General features: G+C 37.3%; 24 protein-coding genes, 1 tRNA gene and 1 pseudogene. 11 read left to right on the plus strand and 15 right to left on the minus strand.

The genetic code is table 11. The features are described from left to right. Nucleotides 1-140 precede the first annotated feature (140 nt). Nucleotides 141-698 carry an NAD(P)H-dependent oxidoreductase gene (locus H6850_02655; GenBank protein ID USO01994.1) on the plus strand — a complete coding sequence of 186 codons (558 nt, stop codon included), beginning with the start codon at nucleotides 141-143 and terminating at the stop codon, nucleotides 696-698. A 75-nt stretch (nucleotides 699-773) separates the two neighbouring features. On the opposite strand, the gene H6850_02660 is transcribed toward H6850_02655, so the two are convergent. Further along, nucleotides 774-1,352, minus strand: a complete 579-nt coding sequence (locus H6850_02660) for a hypothetical protein (GenBank protein ID USO01995.1) — start codon at nucleotides 1,350-1,352, stop codon at nucleotides 774-776. 107 nt (nucleotides 1,353-1,459) lie between these two features. Between H6850_02660 and trxA the strand changes: the two genes are divergently transcribed. Next, nucleotides 1,460-1,783: a thioredoxin gene (trxA, locus tag H6850_02665; GenBank protein ID USO01996.1), complete on the plus strand. Its 324-nt coding sequence runs from the start codon at nucleotides 1,460-1,462 to the stop codon at nucleotides 1,781-1,783. Nucleotides 1,784-1,886: 103 nt separating this feature from the next. Here trxA and H6850_02670 read toward each other — a convergent pair whose 3' ends face one another. Both H6850_02670 and H6850_02675 read right to left on the minus strand, forming a co-directional pair. After that, nucleotides 1,887-2,246 (minus strand): hypothetical protein, encoded by a 360-nt coding sequence (locus H6850_02670; GenBank protein USO01997.1) that lies wholly within the window; start codon nucleotides 2,244-2,246, stop codon nucleotides 1,887-1,889. 24 nt (nucleotides 2,247-2,270) lie between these two features. Next, nucleotides 2,271-2,347 (minus strand) — tRNA-Arg (locus H6850_02675). Nucleotides 2,348-2,573: 226 nt separating this feature from the next. On the opposite strand from H6850_02675, the gene H6850_02680 reads away from it, so the two are divergent. The 4 genes from H6850_02680 (at nucleotide 2,574) to H6850_02695 (ending at nucleotide 6,443) form a co-directional block, all read left to right on the plus strand. Then, on the plus strand, nucleotides 2,574-3,428 hold the full coding sequence (locus tag H6850_02680) for a hypothetical protein (GenBank protein USO01998.1): 855 nt from the start codon (nucleotides 2,574-2,576) through the stop codon (nucleotides 3,426-3,428). A 163-nt stretch (nucleotides 3,429-3,591) separates the two neighbouring features. Then, entirely contained in the window at nucleotides 3,592-4,065 is a 474-nt protein-coding gene (locus H6850_02685) for a protein-export chaperone SecB (GenBank protein USO01999.1), read from the plus strand. Further along, nucleotides 4,062-5,741, plus strand: a complete 1,680-nt coding sequence (gene metG / locus H6850_02690) for a methionine--tRNA ligase (GenBank protein ID USO02000.1) — start codon at nucleotides 4,062-4,064, stop codon at nucleotides 5,739-5,741. Before H6850_02685 ends, metG begins: the two co-directional genes overlap by 4 nt. Nucleotides 5,742-5,792: 51 nt before the next feature. Then, complete coding sequence (locus tag H6850_02695; protein USO02001.1) at nucleotides 5,793-6,443, plus strand: hypothetical protein; 651 nt, start codon at nucleotides 5,793-5,795, stop codon at nucleotides 6,441-6,443. A gap of 87 nt (nucleotides 6,444-6,530) precedes the next feature. On the opposite strand, the pseudogene prfB reads toward H6850_02695, so the two are convergent. Continuing rightward, nucleotides 6,531-7,538 (minus strand): annotated as a pseudogene (gene prfB, locus H6850_02700) (peptide chain release factor 2). 304 nt (nucleotides 7,539-7,842) lie between these two features. Here prfB and glyS point away from each other — a divergent pair. Both glyS and H6850_02710 read left to right on the plus strand, forming a co-directional pair. After that, nucleotides 7,843-9,690: a glycine--tRNA ligase subunit beta gene (gene glyS / locus H6850_02705; GenBank protein ID USO02002.1), complete on the plus strand. Its 1,848-nt coding sequence runs from the start codon at nucleotides 7,843-7,845 to the stop codon at nucleotides 9,688-9,690. Nucleotides 9,691-9,849: 159 nt separating this feature from the next. After that, entirely contained in the window at nucleotides 9,850-10,995 is a 1,146-nt protein-coding gene (locus H6850_02710) for an MFS transporter (GenBank protein ID USO02003.1), read from the plus strand. Nucleotides 10,996-11,024: 29 nt separating this feature from the next. Here H6850_02710 and H6850_02715 read toward each other — a convergent pair whose 3' ends face one another. The 8 genes from H6850_02715 to H6850_02750 all read right to left on the minus strand — a co-directional run bounded on the left by H6850_02715 (nucleotide 11,025) and on the right by H6850_02750 (nucleotide 17,710). Further along, on the minus strand, nucleotides 11,025-11,990 hold the full coding sequence (locus tag H6850_02715; protein ID USO02004.1) for a hypothetical protein: 966 nt from the start codon (nucleotides 11,988-11,990) through the stop codon (nucleotides 11,025-11,027). 305 nt (nucleotides 11,991-12,295) lie between these two features. Then, the gene (locus tag H6850_02720; protein ID USO02005.1) at nucleotides 12,296-12,892 is read right to left on the minus strand and encodes a hypothetical protein; all 597 of its coding nucleotides are present in this window, start codon (nucleotides 12,890-12,892) and stop codon (nucleotides 12,296-12,298) included. A gap of 55 nt (nucleotides 12,893-12,947) precedes the next feature. Then, complete coding sequence (locus tag H6850_02725) at nucleotides 12,948-13,835, minus strand: DMT family transporter (GenBank protein USO02006.1); 888 nt, start codon at nucleotides 13,833-13,835, stop codon at nucleotides 12,948-12,950. A 42-nt stretch (nucleotides 13,836-13,877) separates the two neighbouring features. Further along, nucleotides 13,878-14,441: a hypothetical protein gene (locus H6850_02730; GenBank protein USO02007.1), complete on the minus strand. Its 564-nt coding sequence runs from the start codon at nucleotides 14,439-14,441 to the stop codon at nucleotides 13,878-13,880. A 58-nt stretch (nucleotides 14,442-14,499) separates the two neighbouring features. Next, on the minus strand, nucleotides 14,500-15,210 hold the full coding sequence (gene upp, locus H6850_02735; GenBank protein ID USO02008.1) for a uracil phosphoribosyltransferase: 711 nt from the start codon (nucleotides 15,208-15,210) through the stop codon (nucleotides 14,500-14,502). A gap of 145 nt (nucleotides 15,211-15,355) precedes the next feature. Then, entirely contained in the window at nucleotides 15,356-15,901 is a 546-nt protein-coding gene (locus H6850_02740) for a septal ring lytic transglycosylase RlpA family protein (protein ID USO02009.1), read from the minus strand. Between the two features lie 298 nt (nucleotides 15,902-16,199). Continuing rightward, nucleotides 16,200-17,210 carry a tRNA (adenosine(37)-N6)-threonylcarbamoyltransferase complex transferase subunit TsaD gene (tsaD, locus tag H6850_02745; GenBank protein USO02010.1) on the minus strand — a complete coding sequence of 337 codons (1,011 nt, stop codon included), beginning with the start codon at nucleotides 17,208-17,210 and terminating at the stop codon, nucleotides 16,200-16,202. After that, nucleotides 17,189-17,710 (minus strand): shikimate kinase, encoded by a 522-nt coding sequence (locus tag H6850_02750; protein ID USO02816.1) that lies wholly within the window; start codon nucleotides 17,708-17,710, stop codon nucleotides 17,189-17,191. Before H6850_02750 ends, tsaD begins: the two co-directional genes overlap by 22 nt. Before the next feature lie 240 nt (nucleotides 17,711-17,950). On the opposite strand from H6850_02750, the gene H6850_02755 reads away from it, so the two are divergent. Continuing rightward, on the plus strand, nucleotides 17,951-18,754 hold the full coding sequence (locus H6850_02755; GenBank protein USO02011.1) for a hypothetical protein: 804 nt from the start codon (nucleotides 17,951-17,953) through the stop codon (nucleotides 18,752-18,754). 1 nt (nucleotide 18,755) lies between these two features. Here the strand turns inward: H6850_02755 and H6850_02760 are convergent, their stop codons facing one another. After that, nucleotides 18,756-19,475 carry an outer membrane protein assembly factor BamD gene (locus H6850_02760; protein ID USO02012.1) on the minus strand — a complete coding sequence of 240 codons (720 nt, stop codon included), beginning with the start codon at nucleotides 19,473-19,475 and terminating at the stop codon, nucleotides 18,756-18,758. Nucleotides 19,476-19,772: 297 nt separating this feature from the next. On the opposite strand from H6850_02760, the gene H6850_02765 reads away from it, so the two are divergent. Both H6850_02765 and H6850_02770 read left to right on the plus strand, forming a co-directional pair. Further along, the gene (locus H6850_02765) at nucleotides 19,773-20,441 is read left to right on the plus strand and encodes a hypothetical protein (GenBank protein ID USO02013.1); all 669 of its coding nucleotides are present in this window, start codon (nucleotides 19,773-19,775) and stop codon (nucleotides 20,439-20,441) included. A 58-nt stretch (nucleotides 20,442-20,499) separates the two neighbouring features. Further along, a complete protein-coding gene (locus tag H6850_02770; GenBank protein ID USO02014.1) occupies nucleotides 20,500-21,117 on the plus strand; it encodes a hypothetical protein in 618 nt (205 codons plus the stop codon). Between the two features lie 72 nt (nucleotides 21,118-21,189). Here H6850_02770 and H6850_02775 read toward each other — a convergent pair whose 3' ends face one another. Further along, the gene (locus H6850_02775; protein ID USO02015.1) at nucleotides 21,190-21,687 is read right to left on the minus strand and encodes a hypothetical protein; all 498 of its coding nucleotides are present in this window, start codon (nucleotides 21,685-21,687) and stop codon (nucleotides 21,190-21,192) included. Nucleotides 21,688-21,750: 63 nt separating this feature from the next. Further along, the gene (locus H6850_02780) at nucleotides 21,751-24,192 is read right to left on the minus strand and encodes a valine--tRNA ligase (protein USO02016.1); all 2,442 of its coding nucleotides are present in this window, start codon (nucleotides 24,190-24,192) and stop codon (nucleotides 21,751-21,753) included. Nucleotides 24,193-24,761 lie beyond the last annotated feature (569 nt).

Below are 24,761 nucleotides of genomic sequence, written 5' to 3' on the forward strand. Positions count from 1 at the left end.
GAACGCGCGGCAATCCATAATCGATCACCACGCAGCTCAGCTCCTCGTGATGGCGAGCTTCCGTGTTTCTAAAAATAATTCGTGACTTTTTCGACTTTCTGTGATATAATATAGCTAATAAAATTTATTATTCTATATTTATGACATACATCATCTTATCTTGCAGTTTAAGTCAAAACAGTTTTGGTGATAAGATTGGGAGATATATTGAGGAAAAATATGAACAGTTTGAGCTCATTAACGTTAGTGAATGTGAATTTGGTTTGTGTGATGGGTTTGATGGGAAGGCGTTTGAGAATCCCAAACTTTTAACATTGCAGAAAAAGTTAGAGAAAGCATTGGGTGTTATTATTATTTCACCAATCTATAATTTTGATGTATCTGCAACATGCAAAAACCTCATGGACCTCCTCAGCAAGCCATACAAAGATATCTTATCAGGAAAATCCTTATACCATAAGGTTATTTCTTTCATAGGCACTTGTTGTTTTGGTCACAGCTATATGGCGCCCTTGAATTTTTTAGCAAATACAATGTTGGCGCATGAAGCCTTTATTTTTCCTAAATACACCCTTGTTACAAAAGATATGCCTGAAGCGAGATATCAAAATTGCGTGGATAAAATGTTAGGCAGTTTTATCAGGATGAGTGAATCTTTGAGAGGGTATATTTCTGAGGATTTATGCGAAGAGAATTAAGTGCGTCATCCTGAGCCGAAGACGAAGGATCTTCTTTAGTTTATCTCAGGAAGATCCTTTACTCGCTACGCTCATTCAGGATGACGGCGCGCCTGAAGCCCAAGCAAAGTTCGCTGTATCAAAGAACAGCTCATAACTGCTTTTTCCAATTTTTGTATTCATTTCATCATAAAGGATGTTTGTAATCACAATAGATTTTGGACTTAACAGTAGTATAATTTCTTTTGAATTTTCCAAACTAATATGATCAATATGGCTATGAAAAAAACGAAAATGTGTTTTTTCTACAAGTTTTCCATCCTTGCCTGGCGTTAACATAAAAATATCCGCTTCTTGCAAAATCGTTCTTGAGGTATGCCAAAACATCAAAAGAGGGTAGTATAAATTCATAGGCAGGATAATCATTACTTTATCCAGTTGAATAGATGCATCTAACTGCATTTGCATGGTTTTAGAGTAATTTCCAAAGGCGGACGTAGATAGGTTCATACCAATAACAGGGCCACACTCTTCAAAATTGTTAATTGAAGATTTAAAAACATTATCATGATGAATGACACAATTTGGGCGTGTGAGTTTTTTATCCAAAGATTTTTTATACCAATCAAGGTAATCGCATGAATATTCTTTGTTGCGGTACTTTATGGACGGCATAACACGTCTTTATTTTTAGTGTTGCCCTTCGTTTCTTAAGAAAAGGTATATTTTTTGTATCAAATTATGTCAGAATAAACAAAAGAGGTAATTTTTTTGGAGGTGAAATGGCTATTATAGATATTAAATCAAAAGGGGATTTTGAAAAGGAAGTTTTACATGCGAGTAAGCCTGTTATTGTAGATTTTTGGGCGCAATGGTGTGGGCCATGTAAAGTTATGTTGCCAATTCTAGAAGAAGCAGCAAAAGAAATGCCAGATTTTAAATTTGTAAAATTAAATATTGAAGATTGTCCTGAAGTGGCAAAAGAATATGATATTACAAGCATTCCAACAATCATTATCTTTGAAGATGGAAAGATCAAGGATCGTCATATCGGATTGTTTCCAACACAACAAAAATTAAAGGGTTGGGCGCAGGCCGTTGAATAATTTATATTTCACATCCTGAGTCAATAGGCGCAGGATCTTCTGAAAACACACGCTCAAAGAAGTTTCTTTGTTACGTTCAGAAATGTGGAAGCGGTAGTTTATACTAATGAAACGTTTTTGAAACCGGTAAATACGGGTTAAAAAATGGCACGTGCAAGTCGAATTCTTCGCCATTCTCATCTTTTAATGTATAGGTTCCAATTACCATGACATCTTTTTCGAATAGAGGAGGGTGGCCGATAATTTCGCATGTATCTCCAGGACATAGTTCAACATCTTTTACATTATCTTCATCAATGCGCTCGAACTCACCATCTAAGTTAGGGATTTGCCAATAATTTGACTTCATCATAAGGCGCGATTTTCCAATATTTTCGATTGTTAGATTGTAGCCCCAGGAATTCTCTTGCAGGGCGAAAGGTTCATATACCACCTTCACAGATTTATCTATCTTTACGAACATACCAACCTTTTGTATAAATAAACGTGGCGCGCCCGAGAAGATTCGAACTCCTAACCTTCAGATCCGTAGTCTGACGCTCTATCCAATTGAGCTACGGGCGCACGTGAGTTATATTAGTCGATTTTGGTTGGATAAAGCAAGGGGACGCATGATACGCTGTCATCCTGGGATCTTTAGATTGAAGGATCTTCATGAGTTTTGCTGTGAGAATATCCTTCGCCTCGCTCAGGATGGCGCGAATATATTTTTATATATAATTCAAGTATTTAAAAATAAATATTTTTATGAATATAATAATACTATAAAGGTTAGCTAAAATATTTGCATATGATCAAAAAAGAGATGCTCAAGAAAATTTTCGCGCCAGTAGAATATGGCTCCGTCAAAGTTGTTACACCAGAAAAAGAGGAGTTTGCATTTAAAGGAAAAAAGGAAGGTGTAAATGTAACTCTTTCTGTGAATGAATGGAAAGCCTTAGATGCTGTTGCCCTGCAGCATGACTCAGGTTTTTTTGAAGCTTATGCAGAAAATATGTGGGATACAGACAGTTTAGAGAATCTATGTGAGTTTGTGTTTCAAAATGAAAAAGCTTTTCAAAAAGTTGATATTGGTGTTGTGGAAGGTGTTTTATTTTGGGCACAAAGTTCTAGGGTGAAGTTTCAACCAAAAAAACCTTTATCAGATTATGAGTTGGATTTAAAACATTCACTTGATGATCATCCTGAAGAGAGAATCTTGCTTTTAGGTAAAAACAATAAACATTTAAGTCATTTATCCCATGTAACAGTATTCCAACATGGTGTCGAATATGAGCCGTTTGATCGAATTATTGTGTATGATCCATTTTTCTATGTGAAAAGCCCAGATGTGTTTTTGAAAGTTATGAACGGATTCTTGCGAAAAGGCGGTAGGATGTTTTGGAGGACATTTGTATTTCAAGAAAAAATTTTAACACAAGGGCAGTTTTTATCTAAACTAGTATTTCCTGGATATTGGGCGCCTACAGACAAAGAGTTGCGCAAAAAAATAGAGACATATTTTACAATTGAAAATGAAAAAGATGTTGATTATCCAAAAATTGACAGAAATGAGCGTTTGTTTAAAATTTTTAACGCAATTATCATCGCACTTACCAAGACAAATAAGTTAGATTATAAAGAATTTGAACTCTCTCCTAAGTGATGCGAGCGTCATCTTGAGCGAACGTAGTGAGCGAAGGATCTTTCTGAGATAAATTCGAGAAGGTCCTTCGGCTGAGCTTCAGGATGATGGTGAGCCTACGTTAGGTGACGTTCGGCTTTCAACTGTGCTAAAATACCCTAGTTACAGCAAAACAGGATAAGCCATGGAGCAACCAAAACAACCACATTTCAACGTTATTGGGCAGTATATAAAAGACCTTTCTTTTGAAAATCTAGCCGCAAAAAAAGTACTTGACCCAAAAAAAGAGCCAATTGTAGAAGTGAATGCAGACGTAGATTACAGCAAGTTCGACAGCATGCCAAATGTCCCGGAGAATACATACGAAGTGGTGTTGAGCTTAACAGCGACAATGAAGGTAGGAGATAATCCATTGTTTATCGCAGAAGCGAAATATGCTGGCATTGTGCAGTTTGATCAAGAGCCAACAGAAGAGCAGTTAGAACCAATTGCCTACATTGAAATTCCTTATTACCTGTTCTTTGAAACGCGTAACTTGGTGGCAAGCTTAGCAAATCAATCTGGATTTGGGCCAATTGTATTGCGTCCAGTAGACTTTTCAGAGATCTATCTTAAGAAAAGTAAGCATGCAGACAAATTGAAAGAAAAAATTCAGTGACACTCAAAAAGCGCTACTTAATCACAAGCGCACTTCCCTACATTAATGGAATTAAGCATCTTGGTAATCTTATTGGTTCTATGTTGCCAGCGGATGTCTATGCAAGATTTTTAAGGCAATCAGGTGAAGAAGTGTTATTTGTGTGCGGAACAGATGAGCACGGGACACCTGCAGAAATTGCTGCAGATGAAGCAGGAAAAGATATCGAAACATATTGTAAGGATATGTATGAAACGCAAAAATCTATATATGAAAAGTTTCAACTCAGTTTTGATACGTTTGGACGTTCCTCAGATGAAAAGAATCACATCTTAACACGAGAGATTTTTCTCGCGTTGCAAAAAAATGGTTTGATCGAAGAAAAAGATATTCAGCAATATTACAGTAAAAAAGATGGTCGTTTTTTGCCTGATCGTTATGTGATGGGTGAATGTCCAAAGTGTGGTTTTCAAAAGGCGAGAGGAGATCAATGCGACGGGTGTGGCTCTTTATTAGATCCAACAGATTTGATCCATCCATATTCTTCGATCAGTCTAGATAAAGATTTAGAACTCAGATCTTCTAAGCACTTTTTTGTTAAGTTGGAAGAAATGCAAGATAAGGTTGAGAAGTTTGTTGAGGATCGTCCTCAATGGAATGCGATGACCAAGGGTATTGCCAAAAAATGGCTTAAAGAAGGTCTGCGTAACCGTTGTATTTCTCGTGATCTCAAATGGGGCATTCCTATTCCAGGACATGAAGATAAAGTATTTTATGTTTGGTTTGATGCGCCAAATGCTTATATTGCTATGACAGATGATGTTGAGATGTGGTGGAAGGATGGTAACGTCACCTACACACAATTTATGGCCAAGGATAACGTGCCATTTCATGCAGTTTTCTGGCCAGGGGTATTAATGGGCGCAAATCAAAACTGGCATTTGGTGGATCAACTCAAGTCGTTTGGTTGGCTCAATTATGACGGTGGGAAGTTTTCAACCAGCGGTAAACGAGGTGTATTTTTGGATCAAGCCTTAGCGCTGTATCCATCTGATTATTGGCGCTATTATTTGTTAGCAAATATTCCAGAAACTGATGATGCAAACTTTTCTTTTGCGCATTTTGCAGAGATTGTAAATAAGGACTTAGCGGATGTATTGGGGAATTTGATTAATCGGGTAGGAACTCTTGTTCATAAATATTTTGATGGGCGTATTCCAGTTCACCGTCATCCTGATCTTACATCTCGTCATCCTGAGGCGCAGCCGAAGGATCTGCCTGAGACAGGCTCCGAAGGATCCTTTGCTACGTTCAGGCTGCTGGCGCAAGATTATAAGTCGGCTTTAAAGAATTTACAATTCCGTCAGGCTATGCAAACTTTGCGTAAACTCTGGAATTTTGGCAATGAATTTATTGCAAAAAATGAACCATGGGCACTTATGAAGTCTGATCCTCAAAAAGGAGAAGCGGTACTGAGTCAGGCTTTGTATATGATTTATCAATATGCCATTTTATCTAAGCCTATTATCCCAGATACATCTAATCGCATTATGGAAATGTTAGGACTACCTTTAGAATTTGATTTTGATCAAGAGTTAACCATCGAAAACTGGAATATCCAAAAGCCTGAACCCCTGTTTAAAAAGGTTTCTGATGAGGATGTAGAAAAACACGCTCAGTTTTTTTCTGGTCTTTAGTTTTTTGAAACTTTTTTCACTGTTAAATACAAAAAACCTTATTAAATAAACGTGTTTTTTCTTTTTGCGCAACTATCATTCAATCAACTCAAAACAGGTGATGTTATTTTGTTTGGCGATCATAGGTTTGCGCTAAAAGATAAATACACTTCAACAAGTGATTTTTTTACGCATTTTGTTCAAGAAATGCTGTGGAGTGTTTTGATCTATATTTATGCACATCCTTTTTATCATGTTGGTATGATCGTGGATCGGAGTGATATTCCTTCTGAAATAAAATTACCCAAAGAGTATATACATGAGAAAAAATTCATTCTAGAAACTCGGTTTGGTCAAGGAATTCGTTTCAATCCTTTGTCTAAAAGGCTAGGAGATAGACCTGAGCGCATTGTGGTGCGGCAACTTTCTCCCGTGCTTACACGTGTGCAAAAAACCAAATTCCAAAAAGCTCTTGTAAAGTTTTATGATACACCTTTTGAAAACAGTTTTTGGAAGTTTCTGAAAGATTATTTTTTTCCGCGAAAAAAACCAAATTTGGAACATATGTATTGCTGTGAAATTGTGGCAGAAGTCTTAAAGTCTTCAGGTATTTTGGATGAAAATCTATATTCCAGTAGTTTAAAGCCAGATCATTTTGCTGCGAAAGCATCTATGCCGTTTATTAAGCCGTTTGGTTTGTTGCATGAAGTCCGTTTGAAGTGATGCAGCAGCGTCATCACGAGGAGCGCAGCGACGTGGTGATCCATGGATGGTCACATCCGCCTATGGCGGATTCGCCATGACGACTTCTTACTCATTCTCTTTGACTAACGCAGCTTCCAAAAAGTCATCAATCTCACCATCCAAAACGGCACTTGGATTTGTTTTTTCAACGCCCGTGCGCAAATCTTTTACCAACTGATATGGATGTAACACATAAGAACGAATTTGACTCCCCCAGCCAATTTCTTTTTTTACAGAGGCTTTTTCATTAACAGCTTCTTTTTTCTTTCGTAGCTCGTATTCATATAAGCGTGATTTTAGCATCTTCATGGCAAATTCTTTGTTTTTATGTTGTGAGCGTCCGTTTTGACACTGTGCCACAATGCCTGTTGGAATATGCGTTACACGCACAGCACTATCTGTTGTATTGACGTGTTGTCCACCCGCACCAGATGATCTATAAGTATCAATACGTAAATCCTTTTCTTCGATTTGAATATCAATAGAGTCATCAATTTCTGGATAAACCCAAACAGATGCAAAACTTGTGTGACGCTTAGCATTTGCATCAAAAGGAGAAATGCGGACGAGACGATGCACCCCAGCTTCTGTTTTGAGCCAACCATATGCTTTTTCTCCAATGATTTTAATTGTGGCAGATTTAATGCCCGCTTCTTCACCAGCACTTTCTGCGAGATACTCAACTTGATACCCTCGTTTATTAGCAAAGCGTGTGTACATACGCAATAGCATAGAAGCCCAGTCTTGCGCTTCGGTTCCACCTGCGCCTGAATTAATTTCGACAAAGGCGCTATTTTGATCTTCTGGCTCCTTTAGAAGTGATTTTACATGGAGCTTATCAATTTCTTCTTTTAAGGCTTCTAGTTGCATAAAGACCATACCAATGATTTCTTCATCATTTTCATCAACGGCTATTTTTAACAAATCTTTTAATTCTTCAACAGAAATCTCAATAGCTTCAACTTCTGATAACGTGTCACCTAAAGTTTCACGTTCTTTTAAAAGGGTTCGCGCCTTTTCCTGGTCATCCCAAAGATTAGGTTGTGCAACAATTTCTTCAAGTTCTTGTAGACGCGCTTTTGACTTCTCTTTGTCAAAGACACCTCCAAATGATGTCTAATTTCTCAGTGATTTCTGTGAGGTTTTGCTCGAATAAGTGTGCATCGTAAATCATAATTTTCTCCTTCGTTGTTTATCAGTCATTATTGTTGCTGAATTTAAGGTATTGTGCAAGTTTCTTGCGCGTCATGGCGAGCGAAGCGTGGCTATTTATTATGGATCACCACGCAGCTCAGCTCTCCTCGTGACGACGATTACCGTTTACTCGCTTCACACAAATTCGCTATAATTTGACATACATTCAAGTACAAATCATATAGTGGACTGCTTTTTTGAAATTTACTCCGAAGAGATTCCTGCTAAGATGCAGCCAGAGGCAAAAGAGCAGCTTAAAAATTTTCTTGAAAAGTTTTTGATTGATATTGAGCATGAGTCAATTGAAACTTTTGTGACGCCTCAACGTTTAGTTGCACATATAACAGGACTTGCTGCGCAAACCAAAGAAAAAGTTGAAATGGTTCGTGGGCCTAAAATTACACTTCCTGAAGATATTGTAGAAAAATTTTGCAAAAGTCACGGTGTGACAAAAGACCAACTTACACAACAAGATAATTATTTTTATGTATCACAAACCACGCCTTCAAAAAAAGCAGATGAAGTTATTTCACAGGCTATACACACAGTTTTAACAACATTTCACTGGCCTAAAACAATGCGTTGGCCGCAAGCTAAAATTAAATGGGTGAGACCTATAAGATCTATCATGGTTGTGTTGGATCAAAAGCCACTTATTTTTGACGTGGATATTGTTGGGTTAAAAACGACAGATCACACAACAGGGCATCGTTTTTTATCTCCTCAAAAAATTCAACCAAAAACCTTTGCAGAATATGTAAAGCTTTTAAAAGAAAATAAAGTTATTTTGAATGATTTAGAAAGACAAAAGATCATTGAAGATAATTTGCAAGGCGCAGTTCCAGATAAAGATTTGCTTATTGAAAATGCAGGTTTGGCAGAATTTCCTGTTGTAAAAAAAGGTGCAATTTCTGATGAGTTTATGAAATTGCCAAAGGCTGTGTTGAGAACTGTTATGAAAGTGCATCAAAAGTACTTTTTCTTTGAAGATGCGCCACACTTTGCGGCTGTATGTAATGTGTTAGAAAATAGCGTGATTAAAGGTTATGAGCGCGTACTAAGAGCGCGTTTAAGTGATGCGCGTTTCTTTTATCTCGAAGATCTAAAAGTTCCATTAAAAGATCATGATTTATCAAGGATTGTTTTTTACAAAGGTATTGGAACTATCAAAGATAAAATTAGTCGTATGAGTAATATTTTAAGAGGGTCGGAAGAAGGAAAAGTTTTGCGTTTGTGCAAAAAAGATTTGATGACACAAATGGTGAGTGAATTTCCTGAACTGCATGGTATTATGGGAAGTATTTATGCAAAAGCGCAAAAAGAAAAAGATGTTATATGTGAGGCAATAGAAGATCATTTGCGCTTACAGCCCCAAACAGAGCTTGGCGCGAAAGTTGCTTTAGTGGATCGTTTAGATAGTTTGGTTGGCTTAATCGGATCAGGTGTGAAGATTTCAGGTTCGAAAGACCCTTATGGATTGCGTCGCCATGCGTTAACCATCATTCGTATTTACGAAAAATTCCCTGATTTTGAGCCATTGGAAGTTTTAATTTCAAAGGTGTTGAAACAATATAAAACATTGCCCTCAGATACAGCTCAAATTGTAGAGCAGTTTATTTATTCTCGTTTCAAGATTTATTATCAAGAAGATGCTGCATATGTTCAGGTGGCAATATCAAAGTATCCATTACACCAATTGCGCAAAGCATCTCAAGATATTAAAGAGTTTGTGCATACCAAAGAGGGTGAAGAGTTTTTAAAAGGGTTTAAACGTTTGCTTGGTTTGGTAAATGTAAACAAAACGACAGGAGAGATTTTGCCTCTTCACGAGTCTGAGATATTTCTTAATGCGAAATTATCAAAGGCACTCACATTTTCAGATTTAAAAAGCATTGCCCCTCATTTAACAAAATTTTTTAATGAAATTACAGTGAATGAAGGCGCCCCTCATATTGTGCAATCAAGACAAAATTTGTTGTTTGCATTAAAGCAAAGTATTGAAGTATTGGGTGATTTTTCTAAGATTGTGTAAGTATTACGTAAGGAGCGTCATCACGAGGAGCGCAGCGACGTGGTGATCCATAATGGATGGCCACGCTGCGCTCGCCATGACGGAGATCAATGCATGCTTCTTGATTTTTAACCAAAACTCTGACTTAAACTAAATCAAAGCGCCTAACAAAATAACCCTATGCTCAAAGGTATGAGAAATTTTTTTAGCGCTTATGGCAATGCGATTTTGCGATATTATGATCATGCGCTTTATATGTTTTTTGCGCATGAGCTTGGAGTTCACTTTTTCCAAAATGATCAAAGTTTATATGTAAAAATATTTTTGGTTTATGCATTAGGTTACTTTATAAAGCCTTTGGGCGGTATAATTCTTGGCTATATTGCAGATCGCTATTATGGTCGCAAAACAACGCTGAATATTGCCTTATGTGGTGTGGCATTTTCAACGTTTTGCATTGGAATATTGCCATCTTATGAAACTATAGGCATCACGTCATCAATTCTACTTATCATGTTTCGGTTGATTCAAGGCATTTTTATGGGCAGTTCTGTAGGTATGGTTTATGTTTACGAGAGCGCGACAAAGTATAAAAATTTTTCCAACAGTATTTTTTGTTTGTCGTATTCGATTGGAATTTTTCTTGCCTCATTATCGTCAGATTTCTTGTATTGGCGGGTTCCGTTTTTGTTGCAATCTTGTGGAGCAATCCTGTTGTTTTTTTATAGTTTAAACACCAAAGAAACTTTTATCCCTAAAGAATGCAAAGTCAGCGCTAAGCCAAATAAAAGAGCGGTTTTAAAGGCATTTCTTATTTCAGGCAGTTTAAGCGGGTTATACAAATTTTTCTTTGTATTTATGTGCGCTTATTTGCTACAAAAAAATTGCGCATTCATATGGAAGTGCAAAATAAGCACAGCATTGCTTCTCATGAGCATGGTTGTAACACCTTTGATAGGGTGGATTATAGATCGCGTTAAGCATGAAAAACGCATCATGATAGCTCTTTATGTAGTTTTACTCAGCTTGTTATCTGTCTACGTTTATAACCCTCTAAACCTAAGTATTCTTGTTATTATCAGTATTATTATTTTTGCTCTTGAGCTGATGGGCGCACCTCTTATCAATACATTTTTTACAAGAGCAAATCGCTGTTTAGGTACATCAACAGCTTACTCCTTTGCATCTTTAGCATTTTCAAGTTCAGTTCCTTTAATAAGCCTTGGATTAGAGAAATTTACAGGAAATGAAAAGGGTGTATTTATATACCCTGTTATTGTTTGTCTGTTAGGACTGATTGGGATTCTGCTTCCAACGTCCTCATAAAGTGTCAAAGTAAATTTACTTAACGTAGTTTATTGTCCAGAAGGTGTGTGAAAGCAATTCAAAAAACTTTCCCACATAGAAGGTGTGGGTTTTGGATTGAACGACCTGAGTGTTTGTAAATCTATTTTTTTACCATAATTCGTTGAAAAATAGTGGCAAAAAAGATTTTCTTTATCTTCCGCTGCACTCAATTCTTCTAATAAATCTGTTGTGAATTCTTCAGAGACCTCAAAGCACCGCTCGCCCCAAACCTTAAGATGTCCTATGATAATTCCATTGTTGTATCCGCGGGTGATTCCAGGCTCTGCAGTTAAATAACGTATTAATGTCTTATTGCTTTTTTTACAACCTTTGTTGTTTCTTTCAACCAAAATTTCTAACATTGTTTTATGAAGCTGAAAATACGCTTCTTGATTTTCTAGCGCTAATCCTAAAAAAATAAATATTTTTTGTAAATCAATCGGATATATTGTTCTGTGAAAATGGTAATCATATTTTTTCCCAAACAATAAAGCATTAAGGCACGCTTCAATTTTTCCATAAGGTGCTAAACTTTCTCTTTGAGAAAGTGCAAAATGTTGTAGTGCGTTTTCTGCAGCATAAAACATTAATCGACCATCTAAAAATAAAGAAAATCCCTCCTTTATTAGTACGTCTTGCGTGATTTTAAATGGCTGTCCTAATTCTTGCGCATCCCATATATGACGGGAAATTTTTTGACTAAACTCTTGATGCGCTGCAACTTCTTCAGCATTTTTTAAAGGTCTATTGACTGTTTTAGAGACTGTAGTTTGAGGGCATCGATAATCGCGATTAGACCCATATAGGTTTTCTCTTTGTCTTTTTTCTTGAATTTTCTCTCCAATTTTGGTTTGAGAGATTGGCAAATTATTATGACAAAATCTTATGATTGCAACTTCTTCAGGGGTGACAATATTATACTCTCCCGTACTTGTATGGAGTGGTTCTGTGGCAAAAAGAATATTAAACATCATACAATTTCTCCTTCCTATGGTTGTATTGGTTGTTCTCGAATAAGGGTAAGCACCCATTCCTCAATAGAAGATTTCCATTCTTTCAAGGGCCACCAACGCTGACCATCCGGTACCCACCTCACAATTCGGCCATTTGCATAATAGTATGTTGCCCAATACAAAAGGTCATTTTGATCCTTGCGTTCTATAAGGGTAAACAAAAGACTTAAGAAATCGACTGTCTTATCAATGCTTTTCTCATTTCTAATGCGCGCCCAACGGTTAGTCTCTTCTAAAGAAATTATTTTATATCCAAAAAATCCACCCTAAATAACAGCAATACCGGTAAAAACAGAAGATGCAATCATCAGTCCCATTTGGTGTGATGACTCAAAGATCGAAGAAAAACCTAAAATGCTCGCTATAATAAAAAGCCCTAAAGGGGTTATAATTTGTTGGAATGTATACGCAGAGATCCATTGTTGATAAAACAACGTATCTTGGAGTTGTTTTTTTATTTGGATTTGAAGCTCTTGAGCTTTTTTCTGTATGTCTACAAGAGATGTAAGGTTTTCTTGTGTTTGATATAGGTACGCTCTTAATCCAAATTCTAGTACTTCTCTTGAGTTATTAAAATTTGAAATCTCATGAAGTGTTTCAAAAAATTTTAAGTTATCCTGTTGTGCTAGAGCTTCTTGAAAAGCCTTCCATGATTCTGGTGATTGAAATTCAGGTAAGCATGGTTGAGTTTCTTCTGCTATGAGCGTATCAAAACTTTCTTTGTGGCCTTTTTTAAAAGCTTCATAAAGTGTTAAAGATTTTTGCTTATCTTTTTCATATTGTTCTGCTGAGATTGTTGTAGAGCTTGTTAAATAACGCGCAGCTTCTTGATGAATGTCTGTGGCATATAAAAAAATAAACATATTAAATCTAGTTTTTAGCTTTATAGTTAATTTTCAGTTTATAGATTCAAATAAGTCAAGCATTAATTTGTTCAAAACGCTTCTCATAAAGTGTTAAAGCAAAAGTGCTTAACATGATAATAATCGCGCCATAAAGCACATGCATCTCAGGAATTTGTTGGAAGAATATATAACCAAAAAGCCCGCCTGTAATTAATTCAACATAGCGAAATGGTGCCAGTCCTGATGCGTCTGTTGCAGTAAATGCTCTAAATATACACACTTGAATTAAATTTGCGCCCACTCCCAAAAGTGCAAAAAAGAACATTTCTTCAAATGTCGGCATTTTCCAAACCCAGGGTAGGGGAACAAGAGAAAACAATGTGGCACCTACACCAAAATAAAATAACAACGTAAAAGTATGTTCATGCATAACCATTTTTTTATTTATGATATCGGAGTATGCAAATAAAAATGCTGCAACTGTTGGCACAAGCGCTGCCCAGTTAAATGAATGTGCACCTGGATAAAATACAATCGCCAATCCAAGAAATGCAAACAGTGTGCACAGCCATCGTTTAAAATCAACGCGTTCATCCAATAGAAAGTGCGCTAGGAGGAGAAAGAAAATTGGCTGTGAAAACATAATCACAGTATTTTCATATAGCGGCATAATATTCACAGAAAAACAGCAAGCCGTAAGGGCGGTGGAACCAATAAATGCACGTAACGCATGTCGACCAAAATGTTGTGTTTTAAATAAAGTTGTATTTTTGAACATGTAAGGTAAGATGACCAATGTACTAAATAGATAACGGAAGAACGATACCTCGATAAAGTGATGTCGTCCACCTGTGTATTTCATGATCACATCGTTGGCTGACGCAACAACGTTAATCATGATGGCCCAGAAGGCACCCTGCAGATATCCAGATCTCAAAAACCAGTTTTTTGTGTTTTTCACAACAAGTTAAAATAAGCTTTTATTTTTTATGTTAAGCGTTTTTCAGGAGGCAGGCAAATTGTTGTATATAAGTTCACCTTGAATTATTCGATCTAACAGCATATAGTTAGTTTTTCGTATTTCTAAGTCTAGCAACGCTTCAGGATCAATAGATGTTCCCAGGATCCCGCATAGTGCGAGTTGGGAATCTATCAGCAAAATGTTGAATTGATTGATATGCAGTATAAGCATTAAATTATAAATCGAACAGAGTGTTCTAGAGCGAATAGAACATATTGCTGCAGCATAAAAGCGATCAAATATACTGGTGATTGGGTGACGGCGCAGGTCTGTCTTTATTTTTCCTTCTGCAATTAACAAGCCAAAATTACATAAAGCTGGTCGTGTGCCAGATGCTCTATAACACTCTGCTTCAAGTTCAAGTTTTTGTTGCTCGGTCTCAACGCCGCCTATATTAACCTGTCGTAATTTTACTAATATGCCCAATCTAAAAAAGTCTTTTGGTGTTTGGGCGACTGACAAAAACTCTTTAACGTTTTTATATGAAGTGAGTTTAGGTTGTTGAGATGGATGAATTAGCGAGAGGAATAGAAGCAGTTCAGGCACCTTATACTTTTCTCTTAGTAAAGTAAGGTTTTAAAAATTAACAAGACCTTAACTATAATTATTCTGTTCCAAACACGCGATCGCCCGCATCGCCAAGTCCAGGAACAATATAGGCTTTTTCATTAAGTTTTTCATCTAAAGCAGCTGTAAATATAGGAACTGTTGGAAGTTGCTCTTGAAATTTTTCAACGCCTTCAGGGGCTGCAACAAGTGACATAAAGATAATTTGAGTTGGCGCAATACCAGAATCAATCATTTTTTTCACAGCATATACAGCCGACCCACCAGTGGCTAACATCGGATCAACAACAATATAAATCTGACCCTCTTTATTTTTGGGTATTTTAAACAAATATTCTATTGGTTGTTTTGTGATAGGATCGCGCGCAAGTCCAATGTGTCCGCGTTTTGCATGAGGCATAATTTCTTCCAACCCTTTAGACATTCCAAGACCAGCTCGTAAAATTGGCACAATGACAATTCTGCCAGAGAGTTTGGATCCTACAGCTTGAGCGACAGGGGTTTCAACCAGAAGATCTTTTGTAGGTAAATTTCGCGTCACTTCATAAGTCATCAAAAGAGAAATTTCATGAAGCAACCTAGAAAATGCACGTGATTTTGTTTTTTTATTGCGCATAATTGTGAGCTTATGCTTAATCAACGGATGCTCTACAACAGTTAAGTTTTGAAAGTCATGTGTTGAAGGTGTTTGTCCTGTTAATCCAAAAAAAATAAACGCACATAAGGCGATCTTTTTAAAAGCTTGCATATATAATTAGGTAAAAAATAATCTTATTAAATTTATACTATTTTTGGTATAAATTGCAATAATGGTCTGCCGTCATCATGAGCTGATTTATGGAAGGGTTAGTCCGCCTACGCTCCGCACACTCCGGTGGTCATGACGCAATCGTTCAAGTATAAATTCGATGAAATTCTCTCGATACACTAAAATTTTTCTTCTGTTTTTTCTTAAGCAATTGAATCATTTGTGCAAACTTACGACTTTCAGCCGGTAAACTCACAACTTGCACAGGAAAAACACCTTGCTTCAAGCCATCAAGTTTTTTTGCTGCGGCATAAGATAAATCAATCAAACGTTTTTTATACATATATCTGCAACCTTTGTGTTTGGTTGAAGGGTAGGGGCCGCGGTCTGATATGAGAACAAGAACAGATTTTTTGGTGTGTAAATTTGTAACTCGCACAATTGTATTTAGTGGCAGCGTTCTGTGGGCAGCGGTGTAGTGATATTGATTGTAAATTTCACCAGATGCCGTTTTTTTCATATGAAATTTTGGCCCATACCATGAAGCTAGCCCAGCCTTTGCATAATTATAATGCGCTTGGGTTTTATATCGTTTTCCTTTAACAACATAAGTTGTTGCGCCAGAATCAGCGGGTGTATTGCCCCAACACTGCGTTAAGGTAAGAAAAATAACAATAAAGAACCATTTCATAAATGATGAGAATTCATTTCTTCTTTTCTTAATTATACCTTAACTTTCCAAAATTAAGGAAATGTTAATAATTGACGGCTGATTGAGACTTTAACACCGTCATGGCGAGCGAAGCGTGGTCATCCATCCATCTTCGCATCTCGAAGAGCGTAGGCGGGCTAACTCTTCCATGGATCACCGCGTCGCTGCGCTCCTCGTGATGACAACTCACCGTCATTGCGAGCATTCGTTAGAATGCGTGGCAATCCAGATGGATCACCGCGTCGCTACGCTCCTCGTGATGACGATGTTTTGAAGTTTAAGATGAAACCCCCAAAGAAATTCTCGGCATTGTCTTCATTTCCTGAATTTCCGTTTGGTGATATAGTGTCATTCCCCCTACATACGCAATCATTGCCGCATTATCAGTGCATAATTTAGAAGGAGGGGCTTCAAATGCCATATTTAAATTGTCACAAAATTTTTGCAATCCCTCGCGAATATACTGATTAGAAGCAACACCGCCTGCAACAACCAATGTTTTATGTGGCGCGAATTTAAGCGCTTGTGTTAAGCGGTCTACCAGCACATCCAAAATTGTTTTTTGTAAGCTTGCAGCAATATCATGAGGATGTTGTGTTTTTTTATAAGCTAATTTCACTGCAGTTTTTAGGCCAGAAAAAGAAAAATCACAATGTGGTTTTTTATAAAAAGGTTTTGGGAAATCAAATGCATTTTCGTTGCCTTGACGTGCAAGTTTTTCAATTTCAGGCCCACCTGGATAGGGTAATCCCATGAGTTTTGCAGTTTTGTCAAACATTTCTCCACAGCTGTCATCTTTTGATGAGCCCAATACTTCATAGTCTTTGAAATTTTTTACATTGATGATTTGTGTATGTCCACCTGAAATCAGAAGGAGTAAAAAGGGAAATTGAACATCATTGGTTAAGCAAGCTGTCAGCGCGTGACCTTCTAAGTGATTCACAGGAATAAAAGGAATGTTCAATGCTTTTGCAAAGGATTTTCCAAAGCATACACCTACATGAAGTCCACCAATAAGTCCGGGCCCAGTAGTTGCGCACACGGCATCTAATTCACTTTTATCTACCACAAGAGCTTGTTCAACAACCTTTGGCAAAATATCCAAATGTGCGCGTGCTGCAAATTCAGGGATAACGCCACCATATGGCTTATGCTCCTCAATTTGAGAATACACAATATTGGATAAAATTTTTGTTTGGCCAGTTTTTTTATGAATACTGACAACAGAGGCCGCTGTTTCATCACAGCTAGTTTCGATTCCTAAAACTAGATAGTTTTCAGAACGCATTGATCAGGATAATGCTCTTGTACGTAGTCACTTACATTTTTGATGACGCGATCAACGGTGAGGTTTGTTGGTTCATCAAATGTGTCAACATGAATGTGTGCTTTTTCATAAATTGGATAGTAATTTTTGATAATATCTTCTAGAACTTCGCGCTCTTTACCTTTAGAGATTAAAGGGCGATCTGAGCGTCTTGAAACTCTTGAAACAAGTGTTTCCAAGTCCGCTTTGAGCCAAACTGTAATTCCAACATCTTGAACAAGCTTCAATGTGTCAGGATTTTTTAGAGAGCTTCCGCCAGTTGCTAATACGTGAACATCTTGTTCTAAAAGACGTTTAATAACCTTGTATTCTCCGCGCATTAAGGCTTCTTCGCCATAGACATCTTCAATTGCCTTAATTGGACAGCCTGCTGATTCCTCAAGTTCGTGATCAGAATCATAAAACGGCAAACCTAATCGTTTTGCAAGGCGTCTCCCGATACTTGTTTTTCCGCATCCCATAGACCCAACCAGAATAATAGGACGATTTGGTATAAAACTAATCGTCGCTAAACTGTAATTATCACCGTCTTTCAAGTAGTTTGACAAAAAAGCCCTAATTTCATAAATTTCTCCACAGCTAAATGGTACCAGAATTGTATAATAAAAACAATAATGCTCCTAATAAACCGGTAATTTTTTAAGGTTTTGTTAAGAAATATCAACGAATTTTTATTATGCGAAGTATATTGAAGGTTTGAAGTGCTGTTTTATTGTATGTTGTTATGCGCCAATCTGGAGTTAGAAGGAGTTGAGCAAAATATGTTTACTAATATGTCATATGAAATAAATGATGATAGATTGAGCGAAGTAATGCAGAATTTGTATCAGAAGTTTCCTGATTTGCGGGATGCGATTTCTGATGTAAAAGAATTTTATCATGCCATTCGATTGCGACAAGTTTCAGATGTAGAGCTTCATGGTGTAATAGGCTTAGCACTAGAAATGCATCAAAAATATTGGCGTGATCCGATTCATGCTGTGGTTAATCAAATTTTTTACGCTATAGAGCAAGACAATGCGGCAATACCAAGAGTAACACTGGACATGTTAGAAGGATCATTTGCATCTCCTCACGATGTCTCAATGGTTGGAAGTATGAGAACAGTTTTGGGCGTTAATGGTTTGAAATTATCAGAGCCTAGAATGAGAAAAATCATAGAATTAGGTGATGGATTAAGAGGTGAATTATCATCTCTTGATACACTGGATGTATTGCGCGATATTCGTGAAGAACATAGAAGAACGAAAGTAAGGGATTTTGCGTTTGAATTGAGAAAGGAGTTTAAGGAGATAACTTTAGGGCAATTGCATGATGTAATGAGAGTTTATAAGGTGTTAAAAGACAAAGGATTTAAATCGGAAAAAATATTTAGCGCAGTAAGGTCTGTTTTACGAGAGGATAGAGAAGTATCTGTAGATAATATAAAGCGCACAATAAAAAGTCAAAAAGACACATCTCCCTCTTCTAAGAAATTTACAGTCGGAAATGTTGATATTTTGTGACTTAAGATGAAGAAGATAGTTTCTTTGCAAATGGTGTATCAGGATACTCTTTGAGTAATTTCTTCTTTATGAGTTCAGCTTCATGATTAAGACTTAACCCTCTATAAGATTCCATCATTCTATAATATGCTTCAGGGTGATGAATTGAATCTTTGCTTACGCGATTTAGGCGCTCCAGCGCGGCATGATATAGGTGCTCTCTCATATAATAACGTGCAACATGCAGCTCTTTTGCGGAAATATGATCCACCATTTGCTGTAATTTTAACTCAGCATCTTTTTGATATTTTGAGTTTGGAAATCGTGTGGTTATTTCTCTGAAATATAGATACGCATCTTTTGCCATACTTTGATCTCGCTCGATATACGAAGCGCGTAAATAATTGCAATAGCCAATCATATAAAGCGCATAGGGTATACTCTTATCATTTGGATGGAGGGCAATAAATTCTTTGTAGTGCGCGATGGCTTCCAAGTAACGGTTATCCATATAAGCACACAAACCTGACATAAGTTGCGCTTGTTTTACATAGTCTGTGTAAGGGTATTGTTTTTCTATAGCTTGAAAATATTTTTCTGCCTCTTCAAAGCTATGATTGTTAAATCGCTTTAGTCCAATTTCGTAGAGTTGTCTAAGTGGCATATCATCGTGCAATTCTTCTGGATCGCTGCATTGTGTGAGAATGAAGAGAGGAAGGAGAAAAAGCGAGAGTTTGCGCACAGTGATGTGATTTGTATGTAAGTTAGCTTATTATACACATTATGGGTTTTGTGAGGCAATTCGTTTTTTGTGGTCATCACGAGGAGCGAAACGACGTGGTGATCCATTATGGATGGCCACATCCGTCTGCGGCGGATTCGCCATGACGACGCTTCGGTTATCCAAGCGACACAGTTTTCTCAGGACGATGGTATCAATTTTAACTTGACATTAACTTTTAAGCATGTGTTTTATATTCGAGAGACTTAGAATATAAGTCTTAAGATTAACATACAAAATCTGAAGAGAGGGAAGAATATGCTTACGTATTTTTTAATGGCAACAGAGACTCCGGTGATGGCAAAGGTTGTGGACGTTTCTGGGATGTCATCAATGACCCCGAGAGATCAGCTCATGTTTAAAATAGGCGCTCATACGCAAAATATTATGGATCTTGAAAAAAAGAGAGGAGCAGAAAGTGATAGGACGGATTTAGTGGAGATTGGAAGGAGTTCTGTAACGGTTTCTCAAGGAAATTGGGCGTCTTACTCAATAAGTTGTGAATTTAGTTCAGTTTCGAATCCTGAAGCCATTCAGGTAAGTCTTAATAGGCGTGCAAATCTAAAGGATGTGAATCTTGGCAGCTGGACACATAAGAAAGGCACGACATACGTCACAGCAGAGTATACGCCTGGGATAGGGTTTATGGACGGCTGTGTTCAAAATATTATGGCTGAGCTTATATGTAAGGCGCCTTACAATGTTTCGCCACAAGGTCTGCAAGTGATTCAACAAATAGAAGGGGAGCTCATGGCTAAAGTTGAAGAATTAACTCAATTCCAAGCGCAGCTTAGTGCTATGGGTCTTGATTCTTCAAGTCTATTATCTCTAGCGCCAACAAAACCTGTGCCAGAATTGCCGCATGCAATGGATGGGGTAGGTGATGATTTTGTTGAGGTAGGCAGTGATAATAGTGAGGAAAAATAATAACCTATTTTTAACCCTTTTTTTGCTTCAATTTAAAAAAGCCCTCTAAAGAATTCTCATGTACAAATCCGGTGACGTAGAAGTTAACTACAGAGGAGAATTATACAAAACTGACTATCTCGATTGGTATAAACAAGCCGTTGAAAAGGGTGGGCACGCAACACCCACATGGGTGATTGATATTAATCAGCAGCTTGCATCAGACATTAAAAATAACACCAACTTTTATCCTATTTATGCAACCACCATAAAGTTCACAAGTGAGTTTTTATTTGCTGAGCATCATCTAGATCCACTGCAAATGAAACGCAGTGAAAACGTTGTGATGAAGCCAACACTGGTTGTGATTCCGCATGGGTTTTGCTTTGCAACATTATCAGATTATCAAAAACGTCAGGTTCCTGTGCCTATAACAATAAAGAAGTTTATCAACTGTGATAAAGCGCTTATTGATCATTCACGGTATGATTTTCAACATGCCATTATCAATCATGTTGATCTAATTAATGGCGATGAAATTGCAGTGATTTTTACGTGTTACAATATTTCGATTCAGGAGTCGATTTACAATAATGCTGGAGTATATTTGGGTAATGTTGTAAAAGATCTTAACTACGCGCCTTTAAAGTCTCTTGTGAGTAAGGGGGTGAGTGTGGTTGCAGATGAGGTTGTGTAACACACCGTCATTACGAGGAGCCAGCAACATGGTGATCCATAGATGGCCACGTTTCACTCACCATGACGGAGGTCAATTCGCTATTAATAATTTCTCAATCTGATCTTTTGTTTCTTTGCAGACTTTTTCACAATCTCTGCACAATTCTTCACAATCTTTGCACTCATATGCGCTTATGAATAACATATCATTTTCAGGCTCTTTGTAAGATGCTTTTGCACAATGTGTTTTGCATGTTTTGCAGATTTTATAACACTCTCGCAGTTCATCTATACATACAGCCAATTTTTGTTGCATCTCTCTGAGTGCTTTTTTTTCTTTAATACTGCGTGTTGTTGCCTTGCAGCGATTGGCCGTACATAAACATTCCCTTGCGCAATTACGGCATTTTTCAAGACAGGCTTTTATTGCATCATAGTGCTGTCCTGCTGAGATATTTTGTGATGTTTTTTGGGACTGATTTGCGCATTCTTTACAAGCATTAGCTGTCGCTTTGCATTTTTGGCTGCATCGATATAGGATGTATTGTGTTTGGCTTGCTATGTCAGCAAGCAAAAATTGAAACAGCATTATAAATGTTAAGGGTATGTTATGAGATAAAATAATTTACAAAAATGAAAAAAGAGTTAAGTCTTAGCGCATCATGCTTTCAACTGTCTTTAATTCTGCCGTGAATTTTTCATAGGTCTCTTTTTTCTCTTCCCAAGCATCCGGTTTACTGAGTTTAAATTTTTCATTATCTAGCAGCGCTTTGGTTTTTGTCATGTCATTTTTGATTTTTGCTTGATGTGCTTGCAAGATCTGCATCACCTGTTCCATGTCATCCACCATGATATATATAACCTGTGTTTCAACAACAACGGGCACACCTGCCTTCACATCAGTCACAATCTCACCAGCTTTGAGAAAGTGCTTCAACATCTGTTTATCCACAGTTAACGTGCTTGGAATACTATATGTTAATCCACTTTTTAATCCAAGCAATCCCTTGATAGAGCGCACTTGTTCAATGATTTTCACCATGAGATCAATTTCATCAGATGCTTGACCTTGCAAAGTATTTTTAGGCCAAGTGTCAATATCTGTTTCTCCAAATTCCTCCAGCAATTTTGTTGTTACAAGTGGAATAACGGGATGCATAACTTTAAGCAGTATTTTATAAACATAAATCGGAACGTTTTCGTTGTCATCCAGTGTCTTAACACCTTCTAAATAGATATCACAAAAGGTATTCCAGAAAAATTCATAAAATGATTTTACTACAAGGTCAAAACGATATGCATCTAGATGTGTTTCAACATCCTGGATAAATGTATGAAGTTTATCCAAAATCCAAAGATTGAGTGGCTGTGTCACTTTTCCCACAGCTTGATTTTTAGATGCGGATAAAAAGCGTCCTGCATTCCACAATTTTGTAATAAAATGACTATAACCCTCAACGATTTTTTCACCAATATTAATATTGCGTCCAGGGATGGATAGGGCAGTTAAGCTGAGTCTTAAAGCGTCCGCGCCATATTTATCAATCAAATCTAGAGGATCAATCACATTGCCCTTAGATTTTGACATTTTGTTGCCTTTGGCATCGCGCACAAGGGCGTGAATATATACATCCTTAAAGGGCAATTGTTTCGTGCAGTAATACGACATCATTACCATACGTGCGACCCAGAAAAAGATAATATCGAATCCTGTAATCAAAACAGATGTTGGGAAATAATCTGTTAAATTATCTGGCCAACCTTGTGTAGAAAATGGCCAAAGAGCAGATGAAAACCACGTGTCTAGAACATCTGGGTCTTGCGTGAGAGTTACAGATGCTCCAGCTTTTTTCTGCGCTTCTTCTAAGGATTTTTCTACAAATATTTCACCATTAGGTCCATAGTAAGCTGGGATGGTATGACCCCACCATAGTTGTCTAGAAACACACCACGGTTCTATATTTTGCAGGAAGTTTCCATATGTTGAAATCCAATGATCAGGGATAAAATTTGGCGGTTGCTCTAGAGCTTGTTTAGCCATGCTTTCCATGTTGCAGAACCATTGGGTTGTTAGTCTTGGTTCAATACGTTCACCAGTTCTTTCACTGAATGGAACAGTGTGTGTAATGACCTCAACCTTCTCTAACAAATCCAATTCTTGCAAAAGTGTTTCAACTTCTTTTCGCGCGTCCAAAGGTTTTTGTCCATTCAAAAGCGGCACAGTTAATCGACCTTCGTCATCAATGATATCAATCATTGCTAGATCATGACGTTTACCTACTTCAAAGTCATTGAAATCGTGAGCTGGCGTAATTTTCACAACACCTGATCCCTTCTCTGGATCTGCATGTTCATCTGCAATCACAGGTATTTTGCGGTCTGCAAGCGGGATAAAAACAGTCTTGCCTTGATGTTGTTTTGCGTCTGGATGTACCGCAAGCGCCACGTCTGCAAAAATGGTTTCAGGCCTTGTTGTTGCTACAACAATATGTTCACCAGACGCATCTGCAACAGGGTAGCGAATATAATACATTTTGTCCTGAACGTCTTTGTTCACAACCTCAAGATCGGACAAAGCAGTTTTTAATTTAAAGTCAAAATTTACTAAGCGCTTATCGCGATAGAGCAATCCATCTTTGTACAATCTAACAAACACATCCGTTACAATTTTGGAAACATCGGGATCAAGCGTGAATTTTTTACGCTCCCAGTTTGGTAATATACCCAACTTTTCTTGTTGATTTTGAATGCTAGTTTGTGAATGATTTACCCAATCCCATGTTTTTTCTAAAAATTTTTCTTTTCCAATATCTTCTTTAGTGCCATCAAGTTTTGACTCTACGATAATTTGTGTTGCAATACCTGCATGATCTGTGCCTGGCTGCCACAAAACATCAAACCCCTTTTGGCGTTTATATCGGCACAAAATATCTTGAAGTGTGTAGGTGAGGGCATGCCCCAAATGAAGAGATCCGGTAACATTTGGTGGAGGCATAATAATACAAAACTTTTCACCACCAGGATTTTGTTTTGGTTTGGATTTTTTGTAGATCTTGTCTTCATACTCTTTATGATTATAGCGTGATTCAAGCATGAGATTCTTAGGGTATTTTTTTCAATCATAGCATGGTTTTCGTGTGAATGGACGTAAAGAGTGGTTTTTGTCTTTAGTGAGATCTGAGCGAAACACTTAACCATTTCTTAAAGCAATTTGGTGTCTAATGTCATCGTGGAGGTAGATCGTTCATTTTCGATCTTGTGTCGATCGACCATCGATCAAGAATCGATTCTTAACAGTTGAATTCCAAATTTAATTTTTTTATAGATTGTTTTTGTCCTGCTGAATTTTAGATTTCGTTTTTCAACCTTTCTTTGTTTTGCTTTTCGTTATTTTTTCTTTTTTCATAACTTTTAAAAGTTATGAAAAGGATACGCCCAATCAAGCATATCCGATTTATATGTCTTCTAGTCCTTTACTTACACATCAAGGTTAAGAGACACAAAGCCACTGGGGGCGATGTTGCTGCTTCGGCATAGCATTCCGACACAACGTAAAAGTGATTGGATCCCCCAGCCGCTTTGTATCTCCATACAAAGATGCTAAAAGAAACATCTTTTGACAGATGTATAAAATCTGTCACGTTTTACCTAAGGCCTTAGATA

The organism is Alphaproteobacteria bacterium, from assembly GCA_023898745.1.
GTDB lineage: Bacteria > Pseudomonadota > Alphaproteobacteria.

Excerpts from the sequence above, each read along its gene's own strand:
- H6850_02655 (USO01994.1), top strand. The coding sequence starts at position 141 with ATGACATACATCATCTTATCTTGCAGTTTAAGTCAAAACAGTTTTGGT.
- H6850_02660 (USO01995.1), bottom strand. The coding sequence starts at position 1,352 with ATGCCGTCCATAAAGTACCGCAACAAAGAATATTCATGCGATTACCTT.
- trxA (USO01996.1), top strand. The coding sequence starts at position 1,460 with ATGGCTATTATAGATATTAAATCAAAAGGGGATTTTGAAAAGGAAGTT.
- H6850_02670 (USO01997.1), bottom strand. The coding sequence starts at position 2,246 with ATGTTCGTAAAGATAGATAAATCTGTGAAGGTGGTATATGAACCTTTC.
- H6850_02680 (USO01998.1), top strand. The coding sequence starts at position 2,574 with ATGATCAAAAAAGAGATGCTCAAGAAAATTTTCGCGCCAGTAGAATAT.
- H6850_02685 (USO01999.1), top strand. The coding sequence starts at position 3,592 with ATGGAGCAACCAAAACAACCACATTTCAACGTTATTGGGCAGTATATA.
- H6850_02710 (USO02003.1), top strand. The coding sequence starts at position 9,850 with ATGCTCAAAGGTATGAGAAATTTTTTTAGCGCTTATGGCAATGCGATT.
- H6850_02715 (USO02004.1), bottom strand. The coding sequence starts at position 11,990 with ATGATGTTTAATATTCTTTTTGCCACAGAACCACTCCATACAAGTACG.
- H6850_02720 (USO02005.1), bottom strand. The coding sequence starts at position 12,892 with ATGTTTATTTTTTTATATGCCACAGACATTCATCAAGAAGCTGCGCGT.
- upp (USO02008.1), bottom strand. The coding sequence starts at position 15,210 with ATGCAAGCTTTTAAAAAGATCGCCTTATGTGCGTTTATTTTTTTTGGA.
- H6850_02740 (USO02009.1), bottom strand. The coding sequence starts at position 15,901 with ATGAAATGGTTCTTTATTGTTATTTTTCTTACCTTAACGCAGTGTTGG.
- tsaD (USO02010.1), bottom strand. The coding sequence starts at position 17,210 with ATGCGTTCTGAAAACTATCTAGTTTTAGGAATCGAAACTAGCTGTGAT.
- H6850_02750 (USO02816.1), bottom strand. The coding sequence starts at position 17,710 with ATGGGATGCGGAAAAACAAGTATCGGGAGACGCCTTGCAAAACGATTA.
- H6850_02765 (USO02013.1), top strand. The coding sequence starts at position 19,773 with ATGCTTACGTATTTTTTAATGGCAACAGAGACTCCGGTGATGGCAAAG.
- H6850_02770 (USO02014.1), top strand. The coding sequence starts at position 20,500 with ATGTACAAATCCGGTGACGTAGAAGTTAACTACAGAGGAGAATTATAC.
- H6850_02775 (USO02015.1), bottom strand. The coding sequence starts at position 21,687 with ATGCTGTTTCAATTTTTGCTTGCTGACATAGCAAGCCAAACACAATAC.
- H6850_02780 (USO02016.1), bottom strand. The coding sequence starts at position 24,192 with ATGCTTGAATCACGCTATAATCATAAAGAGTATGAAGACAAGATCTAC.